The organism is Candidatus Didemnitutus sp. (assembly GCA_019634575.1).
GTDB lineage: Bacteria > Verrucomicrobiota > Verrucomicrobiia > Opitutales > Opitutaceae > Didemnitutus.
This window is the reverse complement of record JAHCAY010000001.1, coordinates 2,163,141-2,183,818: the sequence shown is the minus strand read 5'-3', so window position 1 is coordinate 2,183,818 and position 20,678 is coordinate 2,163,141. Positions and strand designations below refer to the sequence as shown.

At 68.0% G+C, this 20,678-nt stretch carries 17 protein-coding genes; 5 read left to right on the top strand and 12 right to left on the bottom strand.

Annotated features, from left to right (window positions below):
* Positions 1-88: 88 nt before the first annotated feature.
* From KF715_09360 to msrB, 3 genes are all read left to right on the top strand, one after another.
* Entirely contained in the window at positions 89-772 is a 684-nt protein-coding gene (locus KF715_09360) for a TVP38/TMEM64 family protein (GenBank protein MBX3736884.1), read from the top strand.
* Positions 769-2,052, top strand: coding sequence for an exodeoxyribonuclease VII large subunit (gene xseA / locus KF715_09355; protein ID MBX3736883.1), 1,284 nt, complete (start codon positions 769-771; stop codon positions 2,050-2,052). Before KF715_09360 ends, xseA begins: the two co-directional genes overlap by 4 nt.
* Before the next feature lie 80 nt (positions 2,053-2,132).
* A complete protein-coding gene (gene msrB / locus KF715_09350; GenBank protein MBX3736882.1) occupies positions 2,133-2,768 on the top strand; it encodes a peptide-methionine (R)-S-oxide reductase MsrB in 636 nt (211 codons plus the stop codon).
* A gap of 199 nt (positions 2,769-2,967) precedes the next feature.
* Here msrB and KF715_09345 read toward each other — a convergent pair whose 3' ends face one another.
* The 5 genes from KF715_09345 to KF715_09325 form a co-directional block, all read right to left on the bottom strand.
* Positions 2,968-4,251 carry a M48 family metallopeptidase gene (locus KF715_09345; GenBank protein ID MBX3736881.1) on the bottom strand — a complete coding sequence of 428 codons (1,284 nt, stop codon included), beginning with the start codon at positions 4,249-4,251 and terminating at the stop codon, positions 2,968-2,970.
* 48 nt (positions 4,252-4,299) lie between these two features.
* The gene (locus KF715_09340; protein ID MBX3736880.1) at positions 4,300-5,253 is read right to left on the bottom strand and encodes a PEP-CTERM sorting domain-containing protein; all 954 of its coding nucleotides are present in this window, start codon (positions 5,251-5,253) and stop codon (positions 4,300-4,302) included.
* A gap of 77 nt (positions 5,254-5,330) precedes the next feature.
* A complete protein-coding gene (locus KF715_09335) occupies positions 5,331-6,524 on the bottom strand; it encodes a DUF1343 domain-containing protein (GenBank protein ID MBX3736879.1) in 1,194 nt (397 codons plus the stop codon).
* A gap of 247 nt (positions 6,525-6,771) precedes the next feature.
* Entirely contained in the window at positions 6,772-7,458 is a 687-nt protein-coding gene (locus tag KF715_09330) for a DUF2062 domain-containing protein (GenBank protein MBX3736878.1), read from the bottom strand.
* 50 nt (positions 7,459-7,508) lie between these two features.
* Positions 7,509-8,573 (bottom strand): 3-deoxy-7-phosphoheptulonate synthase, encoded by a 1,065-nt coding sequence (locus tag KF715_09325; protein MBX3736877.1) that lies wholly within the window; start codon positions 8,571-8,573, stop codon positions 7,509-7,511.
* 81 nt (positions 8,574-8,654) lie between these two features.
* Here KF715_09325 and KF715_09320 point away from each other — a divergent pair, with 81 nt between their 5' ends.
* The gene (locus tag KF715_09320; protein ID MBX3736876.1) at positions 8,655-9,680 is read left to right on the top strand and encodes an rRNA methyltransferase; all 1,026 of its coding nucleotides are present in this window, start codon (positions 8,655-8,657) and stop codon (positions 9,678-9,680) included.
* Positions 9,681-9,864: 184 nt separating this feature from the next.
* Positions 9,865-10,830, top strand: a complete 966-nt coding sequence (locus KF715_09315; GenBank protein ID MBX3736875.1) for a hypothetical protein — start codon at positions 9,865-9,867, stop codon at positions 10,828-10,830.
* 280 nt (positions 10,831-11,110) lie between these two features.
* Here the strand turns inward: KF715_09315 and KF715_09310 are convergent, their stop codons facing one another.
* The 7 genes from KF715_09310 to KF715_09280 all read right to left on the bottom strand — a co-directional run bounded on the left by KF715_09310 (position 11,111) and on the right by KF715_09280 (position 20,666).
* The gene (locus tag KF715_09310; GenBank protein MBX3736874.1) at positions 11,111-12,559 is read right to left on the bottom strand and encodes a hypothetical protein; all 1,449 of its coding nucleotides are present in this window, start codon (positions 12,557-12,559) and stop codon (positions 11,111-11,113) included.
* A gap of 31 nt (positions 12,560-12,590) precedes the next feature.
* Positions 12,591-14,459, bottom strand: a complete 1,869-nt coding sequence (locus KF715_09305) for a hypothetical protein (protein ID MBX3736873.1) — start codon at positions 14,457-14,459, stop codon at positions 12,591-12,593.
* A gap of 205 nt (positions 14,460-14,664) precedes the next feature.
* Positions 14,665-14,946: an immunity protein 31 gene (locus tag KF715_09300; protein MBX3736872.1), complete on the bottom strand. Its 282-nt coding sequence runs from the start codon at positions 14,944-14,946 to the stop codon at positions 14,665-14,667.
* Positions 14,943-15,680 carry a hypothetical protein gene (locus tag KF715_09295; protein ID MBX3736871.1) on the bottom strand — a complete coding sequence of 246 codons (738 nt, stop codon included), beginning with the start codon at positions 15,678-15,680 and terminating at the stop codon, positions 14,943-14,945. The genes KF715_09300 and KF715_09295 overlap by 4 nt, the downstream gene beginning before the upstream one ends.
* Positions 15,681-15,688: 8 nt before the next feature.
* Complete coding sequence (locus KF715_09290) at positions 15,689-17,092, bottom strand: hypothetical protein (protein ID MBX3736870.1); 1,404 nt, start codon at positions 17,090-17,092, stop codon at positions 15,689-15,691.
* A gap of 35 nt (positions 17,093-17,127) precedes the next feature.
* On the bottom strand, positions 17,128-20,043 hold the full coding sequence (locus KF715_09285) for a hypothetical protein (protein MBX3736869.1): 2,916 nt from the start codon (positions 20,041-20,043) through the stop codon (positions 17,128-17,130).
* Positions 20,040-20,666, bottom strand: coding sequence for a hypothetical protein (locus KF715_09280; GenBank protein MBX3736868.1), 627 nt, complete (start codon positions 20,664-20,666; stop codon positions 20,040-20,042). Before KF715_09280 ends, KF715_09285 begins: the two co-directional genes overlap by 4 nt.
* Positions 20,667-20,678: the final 12 nt, after the last annotated feature.

Sequence of the window (20,678 nt, the reverse complement as noted above, 5' to 3'; positions counted from 1 at the left end):
CGGCAACCTAGAGGACGCGCGCGGCGAGGGAAGAGCAAAGAAGGCTCCGGCCTTGACGGCGCGGAAGCGGCCCGCGCATCGTGGAACGATGGCCGAACCGACCGCTCCCGCTCCGAAGAATCGCGCGTTGCTTTTCAAGCTCGGCGCCGGCGTCGCCGTGCTCGGCGTGGTGGCGCTGCTGGTTTTACGCGGCGTTGACGTGAAGGGCCTGATCGACCGCGGGCTCGAGTTGCTGCGCTCCGCGGGGCCGGTGGCGTTCTTCGTCGGCATGGCGCTGCTGCCGCTCGCGGGCGTGCCGATGCTGGCGTTTTCGCTGCCCGCCGTGCCGCTCTATGGATCGCAGTTCGGCACCGTCGGCACGGTGCTGCTGTCGTTGGCGGCGGTGACCGTGAACTTCTGCCTTTCCTACGCCCTCGCGCGCCGCGCGCTTCGGCCGGTGCTCGGCAAACTCGTCACGCGGCTCGGCTACAAGCTTCCCGAAGTCGAGGCCGGCGACGCGACCGATCTGGTGATCCTGCTGCGCGTGACGCCGGGCGTGCCGTTTTTCGTGCAGAACTACCTCGCGGGTCTGGCGGAGGTGCCGTTCGGAAAATACTTCGTCATCTCCGCGATCATTTCGTGGCCGTTGAACGTCGCGTTTCTGCTTTTCGGGGACGCCTTGTTGCACGGTCGGGGCAAGGTCGCGTTGATCTCGCTTTGCGCGCTGGTGGCGCTGCTGACCGCGACGCATCTCGTGCGCAAGCACTACGAGCGGCGCAAAAAGGCGGCGTGAAACCGGACGAACTGGCCCTGAACGACGAGGCCGGCCGCGTGCAATCGGTCGCGGAGTTCACGCGGCGCGTGCGCGAGCTGCTCAAGGGCGGCCTGCCGGCGGGTTGGGTGCGCGGCGAGATCTCGAATCTCCGCGCGCAGGCGAGCGGGCACGTGTATTTTTCGCTCAAAGATGCCACGGCGCAGCTGAGCTGCGTGCTGTTCCGCGGCGACGCTGCGCGGCAGTCGGTCGCGTTGCGCGACGGTTTGCAGGTGCTCGTCTACGGCGAAATCGACGTCTACGAGGCGCGCGGTCAATACCAGCTCATCGTGCGCGCCGTGGTCGACCACGGCGTCGGGCGGCTCCAGCAGGAGTTCGAAAAACTGAAACGCAAGCTGGCGGACGAGGGGCTTTTCGCTCCGGAAAAGAAACGTGCGCTGCCCACGGCGGCGGCGTGCGTGGGTTTCATCACGTCGCCGACGGGCGCGGCGGTGGCGGATTTCATCCGCATCCTGCGCCGGCGCGAATGGGTCGGGCGGCTCGTGATTTTGCCGGCAAAGGTGCAGGGCGCGGGCGCAGCGGCCGAGATGGCTGAGCAGTTGCGCGCGGCGGCGGAGCTGGGGATTTTCGACCTGCTCGTCATCGGACGCGGCGGCGGCAGCATCGAGGACCTCTGGGCCTTCAACGAGGAACCGCTCGTGCGCGCCGTGGCGGCGTCGCCGGTGCCGATCATCTCGGCGGTGGGCCACGAGATCGACTACACGCTCTGCGATTTCGCGGCCGACGTGCGCGCGGAGACGCCGAGCGCGGCGGCGGAACTGATCTCGAGCCGCCACCTGTCGTGCGTCGAACGCATGCTCAACGCCGGCGGTGCGATCGAGGACATCGCGGCGATGCGCCTGGAACGCGCGCGCCAGCACCTCGACCATGCGCGCAGCCGGTTGCGCCTGCTCTCCCCGACGACGGTGATCGAGCAGCGGCAGTTGCGGATCGACGACCTCGGCAACCGTCTCGGCGCGGCCCTGCGCCACGCGACGCAGGAGCGGCGCGAGCAGCTCACGCACGCGCGCGCGCGCCTTGCGGCGGCTTCGCCGGAGCGGCGCGTGCAGCTCGAATCGCACCGCTTGCTGGCGCTGTGGAAGCGGTTGGAATCGGCCAGCCCGCAGTCGGTGTTGAAACGTGGCTTCGCGCTCGTGCGCGACGAGGCCGGGCGGCCGATCTCGCGGGCGAAGGCGACGCAGGCGGGCCAGCCGATCGTGACGGAGTTCGCGGACGGGAAGATTCGCAGCCGCGTGGAATAAACGGCGGCGTGTCCGCTCCCACGAGAGCGGCCTCCGCCGCGTTTGCTTCCCACCCGTCCCTGACTAGCCTCCCTCCGCCGATGAAAAAATCCGTCCTCGCCGCTGTCGCCGCCGCCGCGCTCGCGGGCGCAGCCTCCCTGGTTTTCGCCGCCAAATCTCCGACCATGAAATCCACGAAACCCGACGCTCCCGCCTCCGAAGCCGCCTACTGCCCGCCGGGCGACGCGAAATCCGCGTGCGGCCTGCCGTCGAAGGTCGTCATCGACATGAGCAAGGCGAAGGTGCAACGCACGGACGCCGAGTGGCGCGCGCGCCTCACTTCCGAGCAGTATCGCGTCGCCCGCCAGCAGGGCACGGAGCAGCCGTTTCACAACGCGTATTGGGACAACCACGCCGACGGCGTCTATTTCTGCGTCGGCTGCGACACGCCGCTCTTCGACTCGCGCCACAAGTTCGACTCCGGCACCGGCTGGCCGAGTTATTGGCAGCCGTTGGAAAAGGCGTTCGTCGCCGAAGAGACCGATTCGAGCTGGGGCATGATCCGCACCGAGACGCATTGTGCCGTGTGCGGTTCGCATCTCGGACACGTGTTCGACGACGGCCCGAAGCCGACCGGCTTGCGCTACTGCATCAACAGCGCGTCGCTGAAATTCATGCCGCGCGCCGAGTATGACCAGTGGGCGGTGAAAAACAGCCCGGCCAAGCCGAAGGAGTGAGCGGCGACGCGCGCGAGTGGTCGCGGCTCCACCCTAAAAAATCTGGAGGGCGCGGCTACGGCCGCGCCGTTCGGAAGCGCAGCTAACGTGATGGTCGCGGCGCGGCGGTAGCCGTGCCCTCCAGCGAAGCGCCCGCGAGCGGAGAGCACGCCTATGTTCAACCCGCGCCCGGAGGTCGCGGGCTACCTTGCGACGCGGGTCACTTGGTGGTCGGCGCGGCGGACTCACCCAAGTGCTCGGCCTTCCAGCGCATCGACATGAGGATGCGATTGTAGCCGCTGGGGTGGTCGAAGAAGAGGATTTCTTCCCATTTGCCGGGGTGCAGCTTGCGGTATTCGGAAAGTTGCAGCGCAGTCTGGGCGAAGGCGTCGGGCTCGCGCGCGGTGTTGAGGCCGAAGATGTCGGCTTCGACTTCGTTCGAGCGGATGATGGAATTCTTCACCGGTTCGGCGAACAGCATGAACACCGAGAAACACGCCATGATGATCGGCAGGCCGGCGTAGTCGGTGATGTCGCGCACGCCCCATTTTTCGCCCCAGCGGCGCTGCACCCACCAGAACGCGGAGTTCACGAACCAGAAGCCGGCGCCGACGAGCAGGCTGAAATAGACGACGAGTTCGTAGACGTGGTTGAGCACGTAGTGGCCGAGCTCGTGGCCCATCACCGCCTGCACCTGCGCGGGCGTGCAGCGGTTGAGGAGGTTGTCGTTGAGCGAGACGCGGATGGTGTTGAGCGCGCCGCTGACGTTCGCGCTGATGCGCTTGGACTGCTTCGAGGCGTCGAACTGATAGACGTTGTCCACCGGCACGCCGTTGGCGCGGGCCATCGAGAGGATCGGGTCGCGGACCTTCGCGTCGGTGAGCGGCGTGTATTTGTTGAACAGCGGGCTGATGAAGACCGGTGCGAGCGCGAAGAGGAAGACCATGAAGAACGGCGTCGCGATCGCGGCGCGGATCCACCAGCGGCCGGGCGAACGCCGGATCGCGACGTAGAGCAGCGAGCCGAGGAACAGCGCGACGATCAGTCCGGGGATGAGCGCCGTCGCGCGCTCCTTGAGCCAGCCGCCGGCGCTGAGGTTCGAGAGCCCGTAGTGGTGTTCGCGGACGAAGCCCGTGTAGTAGTCCCACGGCAGATTCACGATCCAGCCGACGAGCACGAGCAGCACGAGGAATACGACACCGTGCACGACGCGGGATTTCGTGACGCCCTCGGCTATCGTGCGGAGTTTCGTGTAGACGCCGAGACGGTAGAGCAGGGCGGTGAGGCCGAGCGTGACGACCACGTCCCAGAGCAGAATCCAGTAGCCGCCTTCGAAATAGGCGTCGGATTTCGCCCGCGCCTCCGCGGGCAGCTGCGCCATGATTTTTTCGGTTTCAGCGACCGGATCGAAGACCGGAGCGGCGGCGCGCAGCGCGAGAACGGCACCGGCAAACGCGAGCGCCAGCGCGGCGCCGCGGAAGATCGAACGGGGTAAGCGGAGCATGCGGCGTAGAAATCGCAAACGCCCCGTCCGCGCAACCCGGAAGGCTGCTCAGGCCGTCGCGCGACGGCGGCGCCACGCGAGCAGCAAGGCCAGCGCGCCAGCCGCGATCGCGTAGGTGGCCGGCTCCGGGACGGCCGTGACGCTGTAGCCCAGATCGGTCAGGATGCCGAGTTCGATGGCCGAGAGCGTGCGCGTGGCCAAGCCGGACGACACGGCGTGTTCCATGAGGTAGGCGTAGGACGTGTAGTAATCCGTATCGAGGTGGCTAAGGCTGCTGCCCGCCAGGTAGGCGGCGGGTGAGTAGATGTGCACGCGCTGGCCGCCGTTCGCCGCCATGGCGTTGGCGCCGGAGAAATAGACGTCGCTGCCTGCGAGATCGGTGAGAATGGTGCCGCCGGCGTAGGCTTTGGTGGTTGGATTGATCAGCGCGTTGCCCGCGGCGTCGGTGAGAAACTGGTCGAACGTGGTCCAGGTGTTGTTGTCGAACTGGCTCGTGCCGGTCGCCGTGATGACCGACGCGAAACCGAGGGCGTGGGTCAGCTCGTGCATGGCGACGGCCTTGAAGTCGTAGGTGCCGCCGGCGACGGTGTCGCCGTAGCTCCAGTTGTAGCCGAAATCCCATTGCACGGTGCCGAGGTAGGGTTGGCCGAAGTTGGTGCCGTTTTGGATCATCGAGGCCACCAGGCCGGGCTGGAATGTGTTGGCGGTGGTGAAATACAGGCTGCCCGCGCTGGCGAGGAAACCGGTGCCGTCGGTCTGCGAGGCCTCGATGCGAATCGTCACGGTGCGCGCGGGGTAGCCGGTGAAGTAGCCGGCCAGCGTGCTCGCGGCGGACTCCAGTGCGGCCTTGCGTGTGGCGCCGAGCGTGGCGTCGTTGAAGCCGGTCGTCGCGCCTTCGCTCGTGGCGTAGTCGAAGGTGAACGTGATTTGCGCGCATGCGGCAGCGGGCAGGACGCACGCGAGCACGAGCGCGCGGAGGGAGGCGGGCAGGGGCAGTTTCATGGCGGGGCGCGGCGGAGCATGCGGCTGCACCGATGGCGCGCAATCCCGCAAACGCGCGCGCGGCCGACGGTGCGGCCTTACGGGTAGAGCCAGTATTTGCGGCTGGTCTGCTGGAAGATCGCGGCGCGCTCCGACCAGTTCTTGGTGAACAGGGAGACGTCGACGCGGCCGCCCTGGGTGCGGATCGCGTTATACCATGCGGCGGAGCCGACGTGGATGTTGAACGTCCGCGCCTCGCTCGCGGTGAGGCTGGAGTAGGGATTCAGCTTCGACCACAGCGCGGCCTGTTTCTGCATGTAGAACGAGACTTCGGTCGGGCGCCATTTCTCCCAGTCGACGACCTCGACGTAGACGCCGGGCACGACTTTGCCCTCGCGCGAGACGCCGTTCATTTTGAGGAATTTCACGCCGGGGATCTTGTAGGCGTCCATCGCGCGGATGATCTCGTCGGGCGTCTTCTTGGGAAAATGAATGCCGCGGAACGGGTAGTCCTTGCCGATGCCGGACGTCCAGCCGCTGTCCTGGGTGCCGAGTCCGATCATCGCGTAGCCGACGGCCGCCTCGTAGCTCGGCACCAACGGCGAAGTGGGAATCCAGCGCAGGCCGGTGTCGGGCCAGCGCATCGCGCGCGTCCAGCCGCGCATCGGGATGACCGTGAGCCGGCCCTTCTCGCGCGCGGCCTCGGGTGTGTCGATGATGTTCGGGATGTAGAGCAGGCGCGGCAAATCCTTCGCCATGCGCGCGAGTTCCCCGAGGGTGAGGCCGTGCACGTAGGGCGTGCGGAACGCGCCGACGTAGCTCTTGAATTCGGCGTCGAGCGGCGGGCCTTCGACCTTGAGGCCGCCGAGCGGATTCGGCCGGTCGAGCACGATGACCTCGACGTTGTTTTCGAAACACGCGGCCATCATCGTGAGCATCGCGCTGGCGAAGGTGTAGGAGCGCGAGCCGATGTCCTGCAGGTCGATCACGACGGCGTCGAGGCCCTTGAGCATGGCCTTGGTCGGCTTCCGCGTCTTGCCGTGGACCGAGTAGACCGGAAGGCCGGTGGGGGCGTGGACCGAGTCGGCGAAATTGACCGAGGCGCTGATCTTGCCGTCGAGGCCGTGCTCGGGGGCGAAGAGGGTGACGAGTTTCGCTTGCGGGGCGCGGCGCAGGACGCTCCAAGTCGGCTCGCCGCGGCGATTCACGCCGGCGGCGTGGGTGAGCAGGCCGATTTTCTTGCCGGCGATCGCCTTGAAGCCGTCCGCTTCGAGCACGTCGATGCCGAGCATGACGGGCGGCAGTTTTTCCAGCGGGGGAGTCGGGCGCGGGGCGGGCGGCGTAGGCGCGGTGGGCGGGGTGGGTTTCTTGTCGGACTTCGATGCGCAACCTGGCGCGACGACGAGCGCGGCGAACGCGAGGGCGAAGCCGAGAAGAAACAGCGCGGGTGACCGGCGGGACATGTGCCCGTTTTTGTGCGAAGCGCGCGGAAGTGTGGCGAGGAGAAACGCCCGCGGCGGGGAAATTCCCGCGCCGGGGTCAATGCCTCCGGCGTCGGGGCGGCGCGTGGTCGCGGTGCGCCGTGTGACTCTGCCAGTAATTGCGGTAGAGGATGTCGAGCACGAGGCCGAGCGCCGCGCCGCTCAGCACTCCGCCGATGATCATGGCGTTGATGGCAGTGCCGATACGACGGATGCGCGAAGGTCCCATCGCCGGTCGTGCTGGCGCAGCGGCTTTCGGCGCTGTGTCGACATGGGCGGGATCGAACGGCTCGTTCAGCGGCAGCACGATTTCCTGGGGATCGGCTGCGGCGGGCGATTCGCCGAATCCGGCGTGACGGATGACGTAGGCGCCGATTTGGTGCGTGGCGTAGTAGATCGGCGCGGCGGTAAACGGGTTGGTGAGAAACTGCAGTCCGCCGAGCACCATGAAGTTTGCCCGCAGCAGAACCGAGAGCAGCAAGGCGAGCGGCAACTGCACGCCCATCACCGGCAGCAGCGAGAGAATCGAGCCGGCGTAGAGTGCGGGGCGCATATGCTGCGGTTTCAGCGACCAGAGGTAGGCGCGTTGGCGGGCAAGCTCGGCGAAGCGGCCGACGAGCGGGTATTTGTGCATGACGGCCCGTCGCGGCATGAAGCGCAGCATCTGTTTCACGCGGCGAATGCGCGCGAAACGATCCGCGCGCTGCTGCGGATGCTCGGCGGAGGACTCGCGATGGTCGGCCACGGGCGCACTGTGCGTGCGCGACCGGTTCGCGCAATCGGAAAGGCGCCGGTTCAGCTGTGCGCTCGGCGTTGCCCGACCGCGGCGGCCAACTGCTCGAGCAGCGGCACCGTTTCGTCGAAACCGAGGCAGGCGTCGGTGATGCTCTGGCCGTAGGTGAGCGGCTTGCCGGCTTCGTGCTTCTGCGCGCCGGCGACGAGATTGCTCTCGATCATCACGCCGATGATCGCGCGGCTGCCGCCGGCGATCTGGCCGGCGACGTTGGCGGCGACGGCGACCTGGCGGTCGTGTTGTTTGCCACTGTTGCCGTGGCTGAGATCGACGAGCACGACCGGCAGTGCACTGGTCTTCTTCAACAGCGCGACGGACTGCGCGATGTGTTCGGCGGAGAAATTCGGGCCGGTGCGGCTGCCGCCGCGGAGGACGAGGTGGCCTTCGGGATTGCCCGCGGTGGCGAGCACGGCCGGGGCACCTTCGCGGGTGAGGGAGGGGAAGCAGTGCGGGTGACTGGCCGAGACGATCGCGTCGACCGCGACCTGAAGATCGCCGTCGGTGCGGTTCTTGAAGCCGACGGGCATCGAAAGGCCGGATGCGAGCTCGCGGTGGATCTGGCTCTCGGTCGTGCGCGCGCCGATCGCGGCCCACGAGACGAGGTCGGCGTAGTATTGGCCGAGCGTGGTGTCGAGGAACTCGGTGCCGATGGGCAGGCCCGCGGCGTTCACGTCGAGGAGGAGCTTGCGCGCGAGGCGCAGGCCTTTGTTGACCATGAAACTGCCGTCGAGGTCGGGGTCGTTGATCAGGCCTTTCCAGCCGACGACGGTGCGGGGTTTCTCAAAGTAGACGCGCATCACCACGAGCAGGTCGCGCGCGAAACGGTCGGCGAGGGGCTTGAGCTGCTTCGCGTAGTCGAGCGCCGCGGCGGGGTCGTGGATCGAGCACGGGCCGACGACGACGACGAGGCGGTCGTCGCGTCCGGCGAGGATGTCGCCGATCTCGCGGCGCGCGCGATGCACCAGCGCCGCGCCCGCCTCGCTCAACGGCAGATCCTCCTCGAGGATCGCGGGCGACAGCAGCGGTCGCGCCGTGCGGATGCGGAGATCGGAAGTTTGCGGGCGCATGGGAAGGACGAGTGAACGCGCGGCGGCGGCGAAGGCGAGATTTTCGTCGCCTCGTCCCGGGTATGACGGAAACTGCGCGCGATGCTTTTCCTCGGACAACACGGCTTCGAAGCGCTGCTCGCCCGCGAGTTGCAGGCGGACGGCCTGACCGTGGTGGAGACGGGTCCGGGCTGGGCCGGCGCGGAACCGCTGCCCGGCGACGCCGTGCCGCAGTCGATCGACGAGCTGTGCTTTCCGCACCTGACGCTGCTCGCGCCGCGCGAAATCCGCGGCGAGTCGGTCAACGCCCTCGCGCAACAGCTCGCGGATTACTTTCTCGAGAGCCTGCGCGGCGAGCGCATCGATGCGGCGTGGCCGTGCGTGTTCCGCGAGGCGGCGGAAATCCCCGGACTCGGCCGGCGCGCGGCGGGCGTGGAGAAGGCGTTTCACGAGGCGCTGGAGAAAAAACTGCGGCGCATCGCGAAGCTCGCTGCGCCCGACATGCCGCGTGGCAGCGGCAAGGTGCGCGGGTTGTTCGTGTTCTTTGCGGATTTCGGGCGCATCTTCGCCGGGCGCGAGGCGTGGCGCGGCGGGCAGCAGCGCATGGCCGACGATCCGCTCGCGCCGTCGCGCTCCTACTTGAAGGTCGAGGAAGCCTACGCGGTGCTCGGCCGCGAGCCGGCGGCGGGTGAGACGGTGTGCGACCTCGGTGCGGCGCCGGGGGGGTGGAGTTACAGCGCGGCCAAGCGCGGGGCGCGCGTCGTGGCGATCGACAACGGCCCGCTCAAGGGCGGTGCGCTGGACAATCCACTGATCGAGCATCGGCGCGAGGACGCGTTCAAGTATGCGCCGGCGGCGGGCGAGGTGTTCGACTGGATGTTTTGCGATCTCGTCGAGGAGCCGCACCACGTGCTGGAGAATCTCATCGCGCCGTGGCTGCAGCGCGGCTGGTGCCGGCGTTTCGTGATCATCTTCAAGTTCGGCCGCACGGATCCGCTGGCGCTGCTGCGCACGGTGCGCGCGCCCGGCGGCGTGTTGGCCGAGCACGCGACGGGTCTGAGGATTCGCCACCTGTATCACGACCGCGAGGAGTTCACCTTGGTGGGCGAGGTGGCGCGGCGCGGGTAGCGGCGAGCGCGGAGCGAGCTGGTTTGCGCGCTTCGGGGTTCCTGGCGCGAGCGAGCTCGCGGCCTACGCGGCGACGGCGAGGCGGGTGGCACATCGTCGCTTACGCAGGAATGCGTAGGCGACGGGAGGCTTCGGGGCTTCACGGCGCGGTGGCGTGGGACACGATTGCGGCATGCGGATTCGCGTGAGTTTCGAGTGTGGCGCAGGTGTCTGTCTGTGGGCGGACGATGCGGAGGCGCGGGCGAAATGGTGCGCGGCGGTGTCGTTTGACGGCGTCGCGCTGCCAGTGGAGCTCGCGGCGGAGGGCGCGGCGCTGATGGCGGAGTTCGACGCGGCGTGCGACGCGGCGTGCGAGGCGGCGGATCGCGCCGCGGGTCCACGGTGGGGCGATGCGGCGGCGGCGGAGTTTCATGGACGCGCAGCGATGTGGACGGAGCGCGTGATGGACGCGCTCGCGACGTGCGGCATCGAAGTGGCGCCCTACGGCGCGGAGCCGGGCGATGCGACGGATTCCGAGGCTGCGTTGGCCGGCGAGGAATTTGAGGGCTGCGTGGTGGCGGTGTTCGGCGACGTGGCGGCGCGCGCGGCGGTGGATCGGAAGGAGTTGGCCGGCACGGGCTGGGACGATGCGGCGGTGTGGAATGGCGACGCGCTCAAGCTGCGGGCCGCGGAGCGGACGCCGGCGGAGCTGCTCGCGAAGTTGGAACGCGAGCCGGGCTTCGTCTGCGGTTGGTGGCAGCGGCGCGAGGATCGCGGCGAGGAGGCGATGCTCGCGGGCGATCCGGTGGTGCACGCGGTCGAATGCGTGCGCACGCGCAACGTGACGGGGCTGGCGAATTTCCTTTCCTGGCTGCGCGTGGAACGCGTGCATCTCGGCGACGAGCTTGCCGCACTCGAATGGTCGCCGACGAAGGGACACCGAATCGCCGACGCGGGCGGCTCGTGGTGGGAGTGGTTCAGCTTCGCGCGCAACGCGTCGAAGGCGTTGCGCGGCGAAGCCCCGAGCGCGGGCTATTTGCGGGCGGAGCGTGAGCGACTGTTCTGGCGATGGACGCATGGCGGCAGCCGCGACGGCTGGCCGGCGAATTGCGGCGAAGCGCTCGAGCGCGGCGGGTGGCGCCGCGAGAGTTTTACGCGTTGGGCGAAATGAACCTAAAAGGCGCAGACCAAACCAGCCACGGATAGCACGGATGAATGAGTTCGCGCGAAGACCGTAACGGCGGAGGCGTTCACCGGCTGAGTGAGCGGTGGAAATTCACCCGCGCCTGGCTGATCCGTGGCCTCCGTGAAATCCGTGGCTCCAACGGCGTTTTCCAGGAGGAACGGGGCCCAGTGCGGTTCCAAAGAAAAAGGGATACGACGGTGGTCGCATCCCTTGGCGAAGTTGTCCGCGCGGTCGCCGGTCGGCTTCTGCTCGCGGGTGCGGCGGGTCAGTGTTTCGGCGCGGGGGCGGGGCTCGGATTGCGGCCGGCCGGCGAACCGGCATCGTCGAACAGGAACGAGTAGTCGGAGGCGAGGGAGGAGTTATCGGGCAGCGCGGTGGTGGCGCCGACGTGGCAGGTGAGGCAGGTGAGCTGTTGCTTGTAGGTCTCGAGCGTGGTGTTGGCGACCGGCTGCTGCGTGATCGGAGGATTCGGGTTGCCGGCGGTGAGCGGGACCTGTGCGCCGGGACCGCCGGTGGGCGAGTTGTTGGTCGGCCAGAGGACGTTCACGAGTTCGTAGTTGAGGAAGACCGACTGGGGATTCGCGGCGGCGATGGTCGACCAGACGCTTTGGTTGAGCGCGGCGATGTTGTTGGCGGTGGACGAGCTGATCGGGATCGAGCGCACGACTTGGACCGGCGTGGTGTAGTCGGGCGTCGGGGTCGAGGGCGGCGGCACGTTGGGGGGCGTCGTGACCTTGGGGTTGTAGAACGTATACCACGCCTTGAGCGTTTGCTGGCGGATGTCGGCGACGCTGGGGGCGTTGTTGACGTGTTCGAAGGTGGTCCAGACGAACTGCTGGGCGTTCGCGGTCTTGTGGATGATGTGGAGACCGACGAGGCCGACGGTCACGAGCTTGGGGCTGCCGGACCCTTTGGCGCCGGCGGGGTAACTGACCCAGGCTTTCGAGATTTTGAACAGCGGCCAGAGCTTCGGGTCGTCGAGCTGAATCCAGGCGGCCTTGATCTCGATCGCGCCGATCGTGCCGCAGGTGGCGAAGGCCGACGTGCCGTCGGGGAGATTGATGCCGGTGGTTTGGGCGAAGGTTTCCTGGATGGTCGCGTCGTAGAGTTTGTTTTGGACGATGTAGTTGAACTCGTCCTCGTTGAGCCGCTTCTCGTAGAGCGCGAGGTAGCCGGATTGGGAGACGAGCCAGTGGCCGTCGGCTTGGTGGATGCCGTCGAGGCCGACGATGCGCTGGACGTGCGCGCCATCGAACTTGGAGAGGGCGAAGAGACCTTTGACGCCGAGCGGGGACGTCGCGCTCAGGGCGTGGGCTGTCGCGGGGAATTTCGCGGGCAGCATGCGCTTCGCATCCCAAGGGGCGGGCGCGCGACCGTCGGGCCGGAAGACTTCGGAGGATTCCTTGAACGATTCCCACACGGTGGGCGACGTGTCACCCTGTGCGCCGAACTTCGAGGGCGGGACGGCGAGGTTGGGTTGTCCCGGGTGGTGCGGGTCGGCGGTCCAGTTGAGGGCGATGAATTGCTGCCAGGCGAGGTTGTTGAAATTTGCCTGGCTGACGGGCAACTGCACGTCGGCGGGCAGGATCGGCTCGACGACGGGAGTGCCGTCCCACGTGGGTGCGGCGGCGCGGAGCGTGACGAGGGAGGCGGTGACGAGTGCGAGCGCGATGGCGAGGCGGTGCGCGCGGGAAAGAAGGGAAATAGAGTGCATGGACGAGAGGAGCTGAGCAGGACGAGGAAGATCAGGAGATGTGGGCGACGACGTTGAGGAGACCGGGCATGGCGGGTTGCGTGGGGTCGCCGGAATTGGTGAGCGTGCAGCCGCGCAGGCCGGGGGCGGCGTCGGCGGCGACGGAGACGGTGACGAGCAGGGCCTGATTGGAGCTGGGATAGGAGTTGCCCGGGATGGCGTAGCTCACGTCGCCGAGCGATTGCACGGCTTGCACGGTCACGCCGGTGCCGAACGAAACCTGCGGCAGCGGGTTGAGCGTGGCGGCGCAGACGAGCACCAAGGGGACGTTCTGCGCGCCGCGCGCGACGAGCGGCGCGATGAGCGTGGAGTTGCTGGCGAGCGAGATCGGGCTGTTCATCGGGTTGGGGACCGACGTGTGATAGAGCGCCTGCCAGACGGCTTGGTGGAAGAGTTGGAGCGGTTGCGCGTAGTTCGGTGCGGACGGGGCGTCGGGCGTCGTGCTCACGCCGGCGGGTGGTGGGATCACGCAGGGGTTCGGCAAGGGTGCGACTTGGGCCGGGATGGCGCGGGCCCAGAGGCCCATGTCCATTTGTTGGGCGATCTGGCCGCCCCATTGGATCGGGTTGCCGAAGGGATCGCGGATGTCGCCGACGGTGAATTTCACGCCGGCGGCGATCCACGCGGAGGGAATCTGAAACACGGCGTGCAGGACGAAGTTGCCGCCTTGGCCGACGAGCTGGCCGTTGGCGTTTTTGGTCAGGCCGTAGGGCAGGCCGGTGATCGGATCGATGAGGGTCTGGGCGCCGCGGACGATCTGCCAGCAGTCCTGCGCCGAGGCGCCTTTGGGCAAGTTGGGATCGGGCGGCAGACTGAAGCCGGAGAGGTCGGGGACCTGGATGTAGAGCCCGGACGGGTTGGCGAGGGCGGCGACGGCGGAGGTGCTGACGGCTTGGTTGACGACCTGGCCGATGTGCGGGTCGCTGTTGCGGTAGGCTTGGCCGTATTGGGCGCAGCAGATGAGTTGCTGGGTGTTGCTGTTGCCGCACTGGCGCAGGACGGTGGCGCCGCCGGCGAGCTGCATCTCGGTTTGCAGGGTGTTGGGCGTCGAGGTGAGATGCATCGCGCCGCCGGAGTAGGAGAGCGGGTTGGTGGCGGGATAAACGGGGCGCGTGGCGACCGGGCCCGAGTTGTATTTGTTCAGCGGGTTGTAGACGGGGCGACCGGTGGAGGGATCGATGACGGTCCGGCCGGTGACGGGGTCCTTGAGGGAGAGGTCGTCGAGGGTGATCGTGATCTCGTAGCCGCGCGGGACGTCCCAGTTCAGCGTGGAGTTGTAGAGCTCCACGACGCGGTTCGGGTCGATCATCCAGAGCGTGTTCCAATACTCGGGATTCTCGCAGGTGAAATCGATGCGGCGGATCTTGCCGGTGGCGGGGTCGCGCGCGACGCTCCACTCGCAATACTCGTCGAGCCAGCCGCGCGGGCCGTAGGGACCGTAGGTGTGCTGCGGGCCGGACCAGTCGGCCTGCGGGCAGAGATTCGTGGGAATCGGCTGGAACGCGGGCACGGGCACGGCGGCGGAGCCGACTTGATCGGCGAGCGCGAGGAGTTGCGGCTCGGAGTAGTTGTAGGGATTGGCGGGCGAGGACTCGGTGCCGAGGTATTGGGCGAGGCGGTTGGGGAAGACGTTCCAGTTGATGATGACCGCGGGCGTGCCGGACGGAATGGATACGGCGGCGGTGTCGAAGTAGGAATTCTGGTTGGCGGAGTAGAGCAGGTTCCACGGATCGCCGAGGATGGCTTGGGCGGTGAAGCCGGTGAGGTTGGTGTTCCACTGCGCGCGGAGCGCGAGATCCTGGGGCGACCCGACGGGGAAGTCATGGATGTCCGCGGGCGTGGAGTAGGTGAACTGGGACATGGGGGGGTAATCGCGCGGTCGCCGGAATTGGCTGAGGCGCTCCCACCAATGCGCGAAACAGGGAGTCAACCATGCCATCGCGGGGAAATTTCTCCGCGATGGCGTCGATGCGGCCGGTAGGCGGGAAACGCCGGCGTTGGCGTGGGCGCGCTGCGCTGCGGACCGTCGAGGATGACGGGTGCTTCGTCGCACCCACGGGTGAAACTCAACCGAGCGGGTGTCCGCGCCCGCGTTCGTCCACGCGGATGCGAATGCGCCGCGAGTCGTCGTAGAAATCCTCACGGCGGAACTGGCGGCCCGTGGGTTCGAGTTCGGACTCGAGGCACAGGAGCACCTGATCGTGACCGGGCAGCGCCAGCGCGTAGCCGATCGGAGCGTCGTCGCCCGCGGTGGCGCCGATGATCGCACCGATGTGGTCGGCGAAAGCGGCGTTCTCGGCCGAAGGCCGCGCGACGCGGACTTCCTGATAGAAAGCGAAGCGGCTCATGGGGTGAAAGGATGCCGGCCTCGACGCGCGATCAAATAGGCGGTGACGTAGACGAAGGCCAAGACGAGCGGACCGGCGATCCACGGTCCTGCGACATCCAGCGAAGTCTCAGCGCGAGAGGTCGGATCGAGCAGTTGCATGCCCAAGAACAGGAGCGACGCGAGTGACAGGCCGGCCAGCGAGGTCAGGAAGAGGGTGTCCTTCAGAGCCAGCCGGGAGCGTCGCGGCGGAGCGGAAGTCGTAGTGATGACCGAGGTGGGCGCCAAGTCCGCGCGACGAAGTCCGTCGAACAACAGTCCGCTCAGGTCGGTGGCGCTGTAGAAGGAGTAGGTGAGGGAATCGTGATACGGCGCCGGGCCGCCGACATTGCACCATGTTTCGGTGTGCAACAGCGCGACCAGACGGCCGCCGCGGCGCCATTCGCCGGCGGTGAGCGGGTCGTGGTTCTCCGGCGCCGTGTCGCGGTAATAGGCGGCGAGGGCGTCGAGCTCGACGCGTTGCCGGCGGCGGCCCGGTCGGTCCCAGAAGAGCGAGCCGGGGGTCGCGCAATGTGCGTCGAGCACGCGGATGAGTGCGAGCAATGCGACGGAGTCGATCACCATGTCGGCCACGGCGGAAGCGTGCGTCGATTGCACGAGGGCGAAGCGCTGCGTGAAGCCGTGGGCGCGGGCGGCGGCGGGCACGGGTGTGGTGTCGTGCGTGCCGAGGACGATCTGGAACGGAGTGCGCAGCATCGGGCGGATCACTTCGCGGCCGCGGACAGCGTCGCGAGATGTTGGCGGGCGAGCGGCAGCCAATCCGCCTGCGGAGCAATGGCGGTGGCGATCTCGATCGCGGCGGCGGCGGCGACCGGTTGTTGCAGGCGCAGGAACAAATCGACGTGCGCGCGCCAGAAGGGTTCGGCCGTGGCGAAGAGCGGCGCGAAGCGATCGTGGACGGCGAGGACGGCGGAAACGTTCTGGCCGGCGGCTTGCAGTTCCGGTCCGAAGGCCGCGCCGATCTCCGGCGACAGCACGGGGAACATCGCGGAGTTCAGGACGTGGTGGGTTTGCACCCATTGGAGGGAGGCGGTGCGCGGGGCGGCGTCGCCGATGAAGCTGCACGCGTAGAGGCGGCGGGCGCGGTTGCGCAGTGCAGCGCGGGCGTGGCGTTCGAAGGGCTCGGCGAGCGGGCCGGGCGTCTGGCGGCCCAGTTTTTCCAGCGTGTGGACCGCGATGATGCGTTTCCCGGCCTCGAGACCGACGTATTCCTGCCAGATGGAAGCGGGGTATTCGGGCGCGGCTTGGATGGCCGTGCGGAGCGCGGCGAGGCCGTCGTCCTGCGGCGCAAGGGCGGCGGCGACGAGGAAGTCGGCCACGGCACCGCGACGCCAGCCGCGGGCGAGGCGGACGTGGGCGCGCTGGATCCAATACGCGGCGCGGGCGGGATCGGAGACGATCAGTTCGGAGCAAACGGCATCGAGTGCGAGAGTGTCGGCGGTGAGCGAGGTGAGATGTTCGCGCGCTTGGGCGAGGCCGGCGGCGAACTTGGCCACTGCATCGGCAGGAGGCGGCAGGGCGCGGGCGGTGGCGATGGCGGATGCGAGGGGCTTTTCGGCGAGTGTGTCGGCGCGAAGTGCCAGCGCGACGGCGCGACGGGCGCGGTAGTCCGCGGGCTGGGCCAGGGCGACGAGGTTGAGCGCGGTCTGGATGTTGCGCAGGAATTCGTAGCCGCTGGTGCGCGCGGCGACTTCGTCGGAGGGAGTCTTGCCGAGTTTTTCGATCAACGAGGACTGGAGGGAATATTGCGTGCCGAGGCGCAGGGAGAGCGAGTGAAGCTCGGGGATCGAGTTTTCGATTTCGAGCTGGGCCTGATGGCGCGCCGGTTCGGGCAACCAGGGGTTGATGGTGGCGAGGCTGAGGTCGGCGTTGTGCGCGAGTCGCGCGGCCATCTCGGCGGCGAGTCGCTCGCGGAAGTCGTCGTAGGCTTTGACGGACTCGGCGACTTTGCCGGCGTCTTCAAGGTTCTTGGCGCGGAGGGCGAGGGCGAGTTCCTCCGCGGCGAACTTGGTGCCGTCGGCGTAGGCGGGATCGGGTTGGTCCGGGAAGGTGACGGCGTGCGCCGTGAGTGAGGTGGCGGCGAGAAAGGCGAGGGAGGCGAGACGCATGGGCGGGGAGAGAGACGGTGGGACGGAGCGGACACTCATAGCGCCATGAGGCGACGCAGGCGGGCGTAGTTTTTTTCGCGGATGGTGTCGTCGTGGCGGCGGTCCGCGTCTTGTTTGGCGCGGTTGCGGGCTTCGATGGTGGAGATTTGCGCGTTGAGGGCGTCGATGTCCCGGCAGAGATCCTCGAGGTGGCGGCGCTGGGGTGTGTAGAGGTTGTTTTGGTAGGCGTCGGCGAGGGCGGCGTAGTTCGAGCTGCTGTAGTTGGAAGCTTGGAGCTGGATCTGGTCGCGGCGTGAGACGAGGGACGTGGTGCTCTCGGAGAAATCGATGGTGAATTCCTCGCCGGTGGTGACGAGGAGGTCGTCGATGACGGCGAGTTGCGCGGCGAACGATTGGACGACGCCGTAGGTGCGCTGGAGCTTGGCGAAATTCTCGCGGGCGCGCCGGAAGTCGCGGGCGCGGTAGGGCACGAGGACGGCGGAAAGCTCGGCGGTGAGCGAGCCGGCGTCGGCGTATTTGGCCATCTGGGCGAGGGTGCCCTTGAGTTGATCGACGGACATCGGCGTGTTGCCGAGCAAGGCGCGGAATGAGGCGCGCGCGGCCTCGTCGGGGAGGTCGTTGGTCAAGGCGTAGCCCGCGAGGGAAGGGCGGACGAAGTCGAGAGCCTCGGCGTGATGGAGCAGTTCGAGAACGCGGAAGATGCCGATGGCCTCACGCAGTTGCTGCTGGGCCAGGCGCGCATGGACGAAGGCGGCGAGGCTGAAAGCGTAGATGCGCTGGGCGGGGGCGGTGAGTTTCGCGAATGCGATCGGCTGATCGGCGCAGTAGGCGTGCGAGAGGCCCGTGACGACGACGTTCGCGGACTTGATGACCTCGGCGGCCTTGGCGGCGCGATCGGCCGCGGGAGCTTTCTGAAGCTCGGAGACGATGCGGCGGAGATAGAGAACGGTGTCGTTGTTGTTGACCAGGGTGTCGAGGACCGCGAGCGAGGCTTTGTTGACGCGAACGCGCTGGCGGGTCTCGGCGATGGATTCGAGGGCGAGGTCGTCGCGGTCGATGCGCCAGTAGGCCACCGGGAGCAGCATGTGGGGCGTCCAGCGATCGGGATCATCGCGCATGAGCTGGCGGAGGCGTTCGGGGTAGGCGGGGTCGCCCTTGCCGGTGACGAGGAGGTCCCACATCTTTTTCTCCTCGGGCTTGAAGGACTCGTCCTGCGCGGGCAGGTCGGCGACGGCCGCGATCGCGCGCGGCAACGGTTCGAAGGCGGGATGCTTCTGCGGGTCGCACCAGCGGCGCAGGTCGGCGAGCGCGCGCTCGGCGGCGAAGATGCTGCTACCCGTGCTGAGGGCGACGATGAGGTGGAGGTGGTGCAGGCGCTGGACGAGGGCGATGTCGGCGGCGGGAAGATCGGGCTTGGATAGATAACCGTCGCCGTGACGCGCCGTGAGCAGGGCCTCGATGTCGCGTGCGGTGGCGAGCGCCGCCTCGAGGTGCTTCTCGGGCACGTCGGTTGCCGGATAACGCAGGAGCTGCGCGTAGGCGGTGAGGAAAGGACCTTGCTCGAGCGTCGTGATGCGGGCGCGATAGGCGTCGAGCGAGAGGGACGGGTCGGCGTCGGCGAATTGCTCGAGCTTCGCGAGCTGTTCGCGCGCGGCGTCGAAATCGCGGTCGAGCAGTGCGCGGCGGTAGCGGAGCTTGGCGGCGGCGGCGACGAACTCGGCCTCACGCGGCACGGCGGGAGCACCTGTGGGAAGCGATTTGAAGAGCTGTTCGAGCACCGATTCCTCGGTGTCGAGGAGCGCGGAGTAGGATCGCAGCGTGGCGAGTTGCTCGGCGGTGAATTCGGTTTCCAGCGGCTCGGCGAGGAGTGTGGCACCGGGGTGAGCCTCGAGCCGTGCGAGCGTCTGGTGCAGGCGCGAGGCGAGGCGCAGGCGCGGATCGGTGAGGAGTGGCTTCAGCTTCTCGCGCCATGACAGGTCGAGGCCGGCCTCTTTTTCGGCGCGGGCGAGGTCGCCGTGGAGATCGTGGAAGGCGAAATCGAAACTCGGTTGCGTGGCGCGAATCTCGTGCACGAGCGCGAGATAGATTTCCCAATCGGCGCGCGGGGCCGGCGTGGCGCAGACTTCGCGTGCGGTGGCGAGGAGCATGCTCGCGAGGCGGCCGGCGCCGGGCTCGCGGGCGGCGTCGCCGAGAATGGCACGGACAAGATCGCGGAAGCCGCGGCGGGCGCGCTGGAGTTGGGCGGGCGGGAAATCCTTCTCGGCGGCGAGCTGCTGCTGGAGGTTGCTGACGGCGCGAAAATAGAGGCCGTCGGCGCGGTAGTAGGCGTGGGCGGTGGCGGCGAGTTCGGCGTAGGCGAGGAAATCGGTGGAGCAGGGGTCTTCCGGCTCCTTTGCGGCGAGGAATTTCGCGAGTGCCGGTGCGAATTTCGTGCGATGCGACTGCCACTCGGCGAGCGCCCAAGCGGGCGCGCCGGTGGCGTGCGCCGCCTCTTGGTCCGCGGCTTCGAGGTTGCCGGCGTGCCAGAGCATCCACGCGCGGGCGAGGGCGACTTCGCCACGCACGGCGGCGTGGGGCAGGGCGTCGTTGGCGAGCTCGGCGGCGAAGTTCACCGCGCCGAAGCGCGCGAGGATGAGCGCGCGCCGGGCCTGCGATTGAGCGGCGAGGTCGGCGTCGGTCGAATCTTCGGTGCGGACCGCCTCGGCGTAGGCGCGGACGAGCTGGCCTTGGCGGAGGGCGGAGGCCTCGGCATCGGGCGGGCGGATGGACTTGTCGGTGGCGAGCAGTTCGACCGCATCGCTGGCGATGCCTTGGGCGAGCGGATACTCGGAGCCGATCGGCTCGCCGCTGAAATGCAGCGCGCGCAGCTCATCCTCGCCGTGGGCAATGGCGAGGAGCGAAGTGGCGGTGAGGAAGACGGCGAGCGCGCGGCGCATCGGAACGGCGATCAAAGGTGCAGCGAGAGGCGGACACGGAAGCTGCCGGTATCCATGTCGACGATGATGGGCGCGTCGGCGTCGTTCTTCACGCGGATGGATTTTTCGCCGTCCTCGGATTTGAGCAGGATGGTCTCGACCGCGCCGCCGAGATCGGGCGTGCGTTCGTGATCGAAGGACAGCGGGAAAAATCCCGCGCCCTCCGGATCGATCTTGAAGACGACCTTGCCGTCCTCGCCGAGGTCGAGCTCGACGGGTTGGCCGGCTTTGGCGGCGGCGAAGATTTTTTGCGAGAGCCAGACGGAAGTCTTGTCGGTGAGCGTGAAATCGCCGCGATCGAAGTTATTGTGGAGCGCGGTGGCGGATTCGAGGGCCTCCTTCGTCATCGTGATGGTGCCGAGGGGGCCGAGATCGGAGAACAGATAGCGGAACTTCACCGGGCCGGTGCGCGCGGGGAAGGCGTCGATGGCCACGAGCATCGTGCCGCCGTTGCTCAACTTGTAGATGAGCTTGGTGCCGGCGCTGAAAGCCGGTGGACTGGCGGGTGCTGCGGTGGCGGCGGGTTCGTCGGCCCGCAGGCCGGCGAGCAGACCGAGGGAAGCGAGCGCGAGGGTGAGGAAGCGGCGGCGGAGCTTCATGGGGGAAAGCGG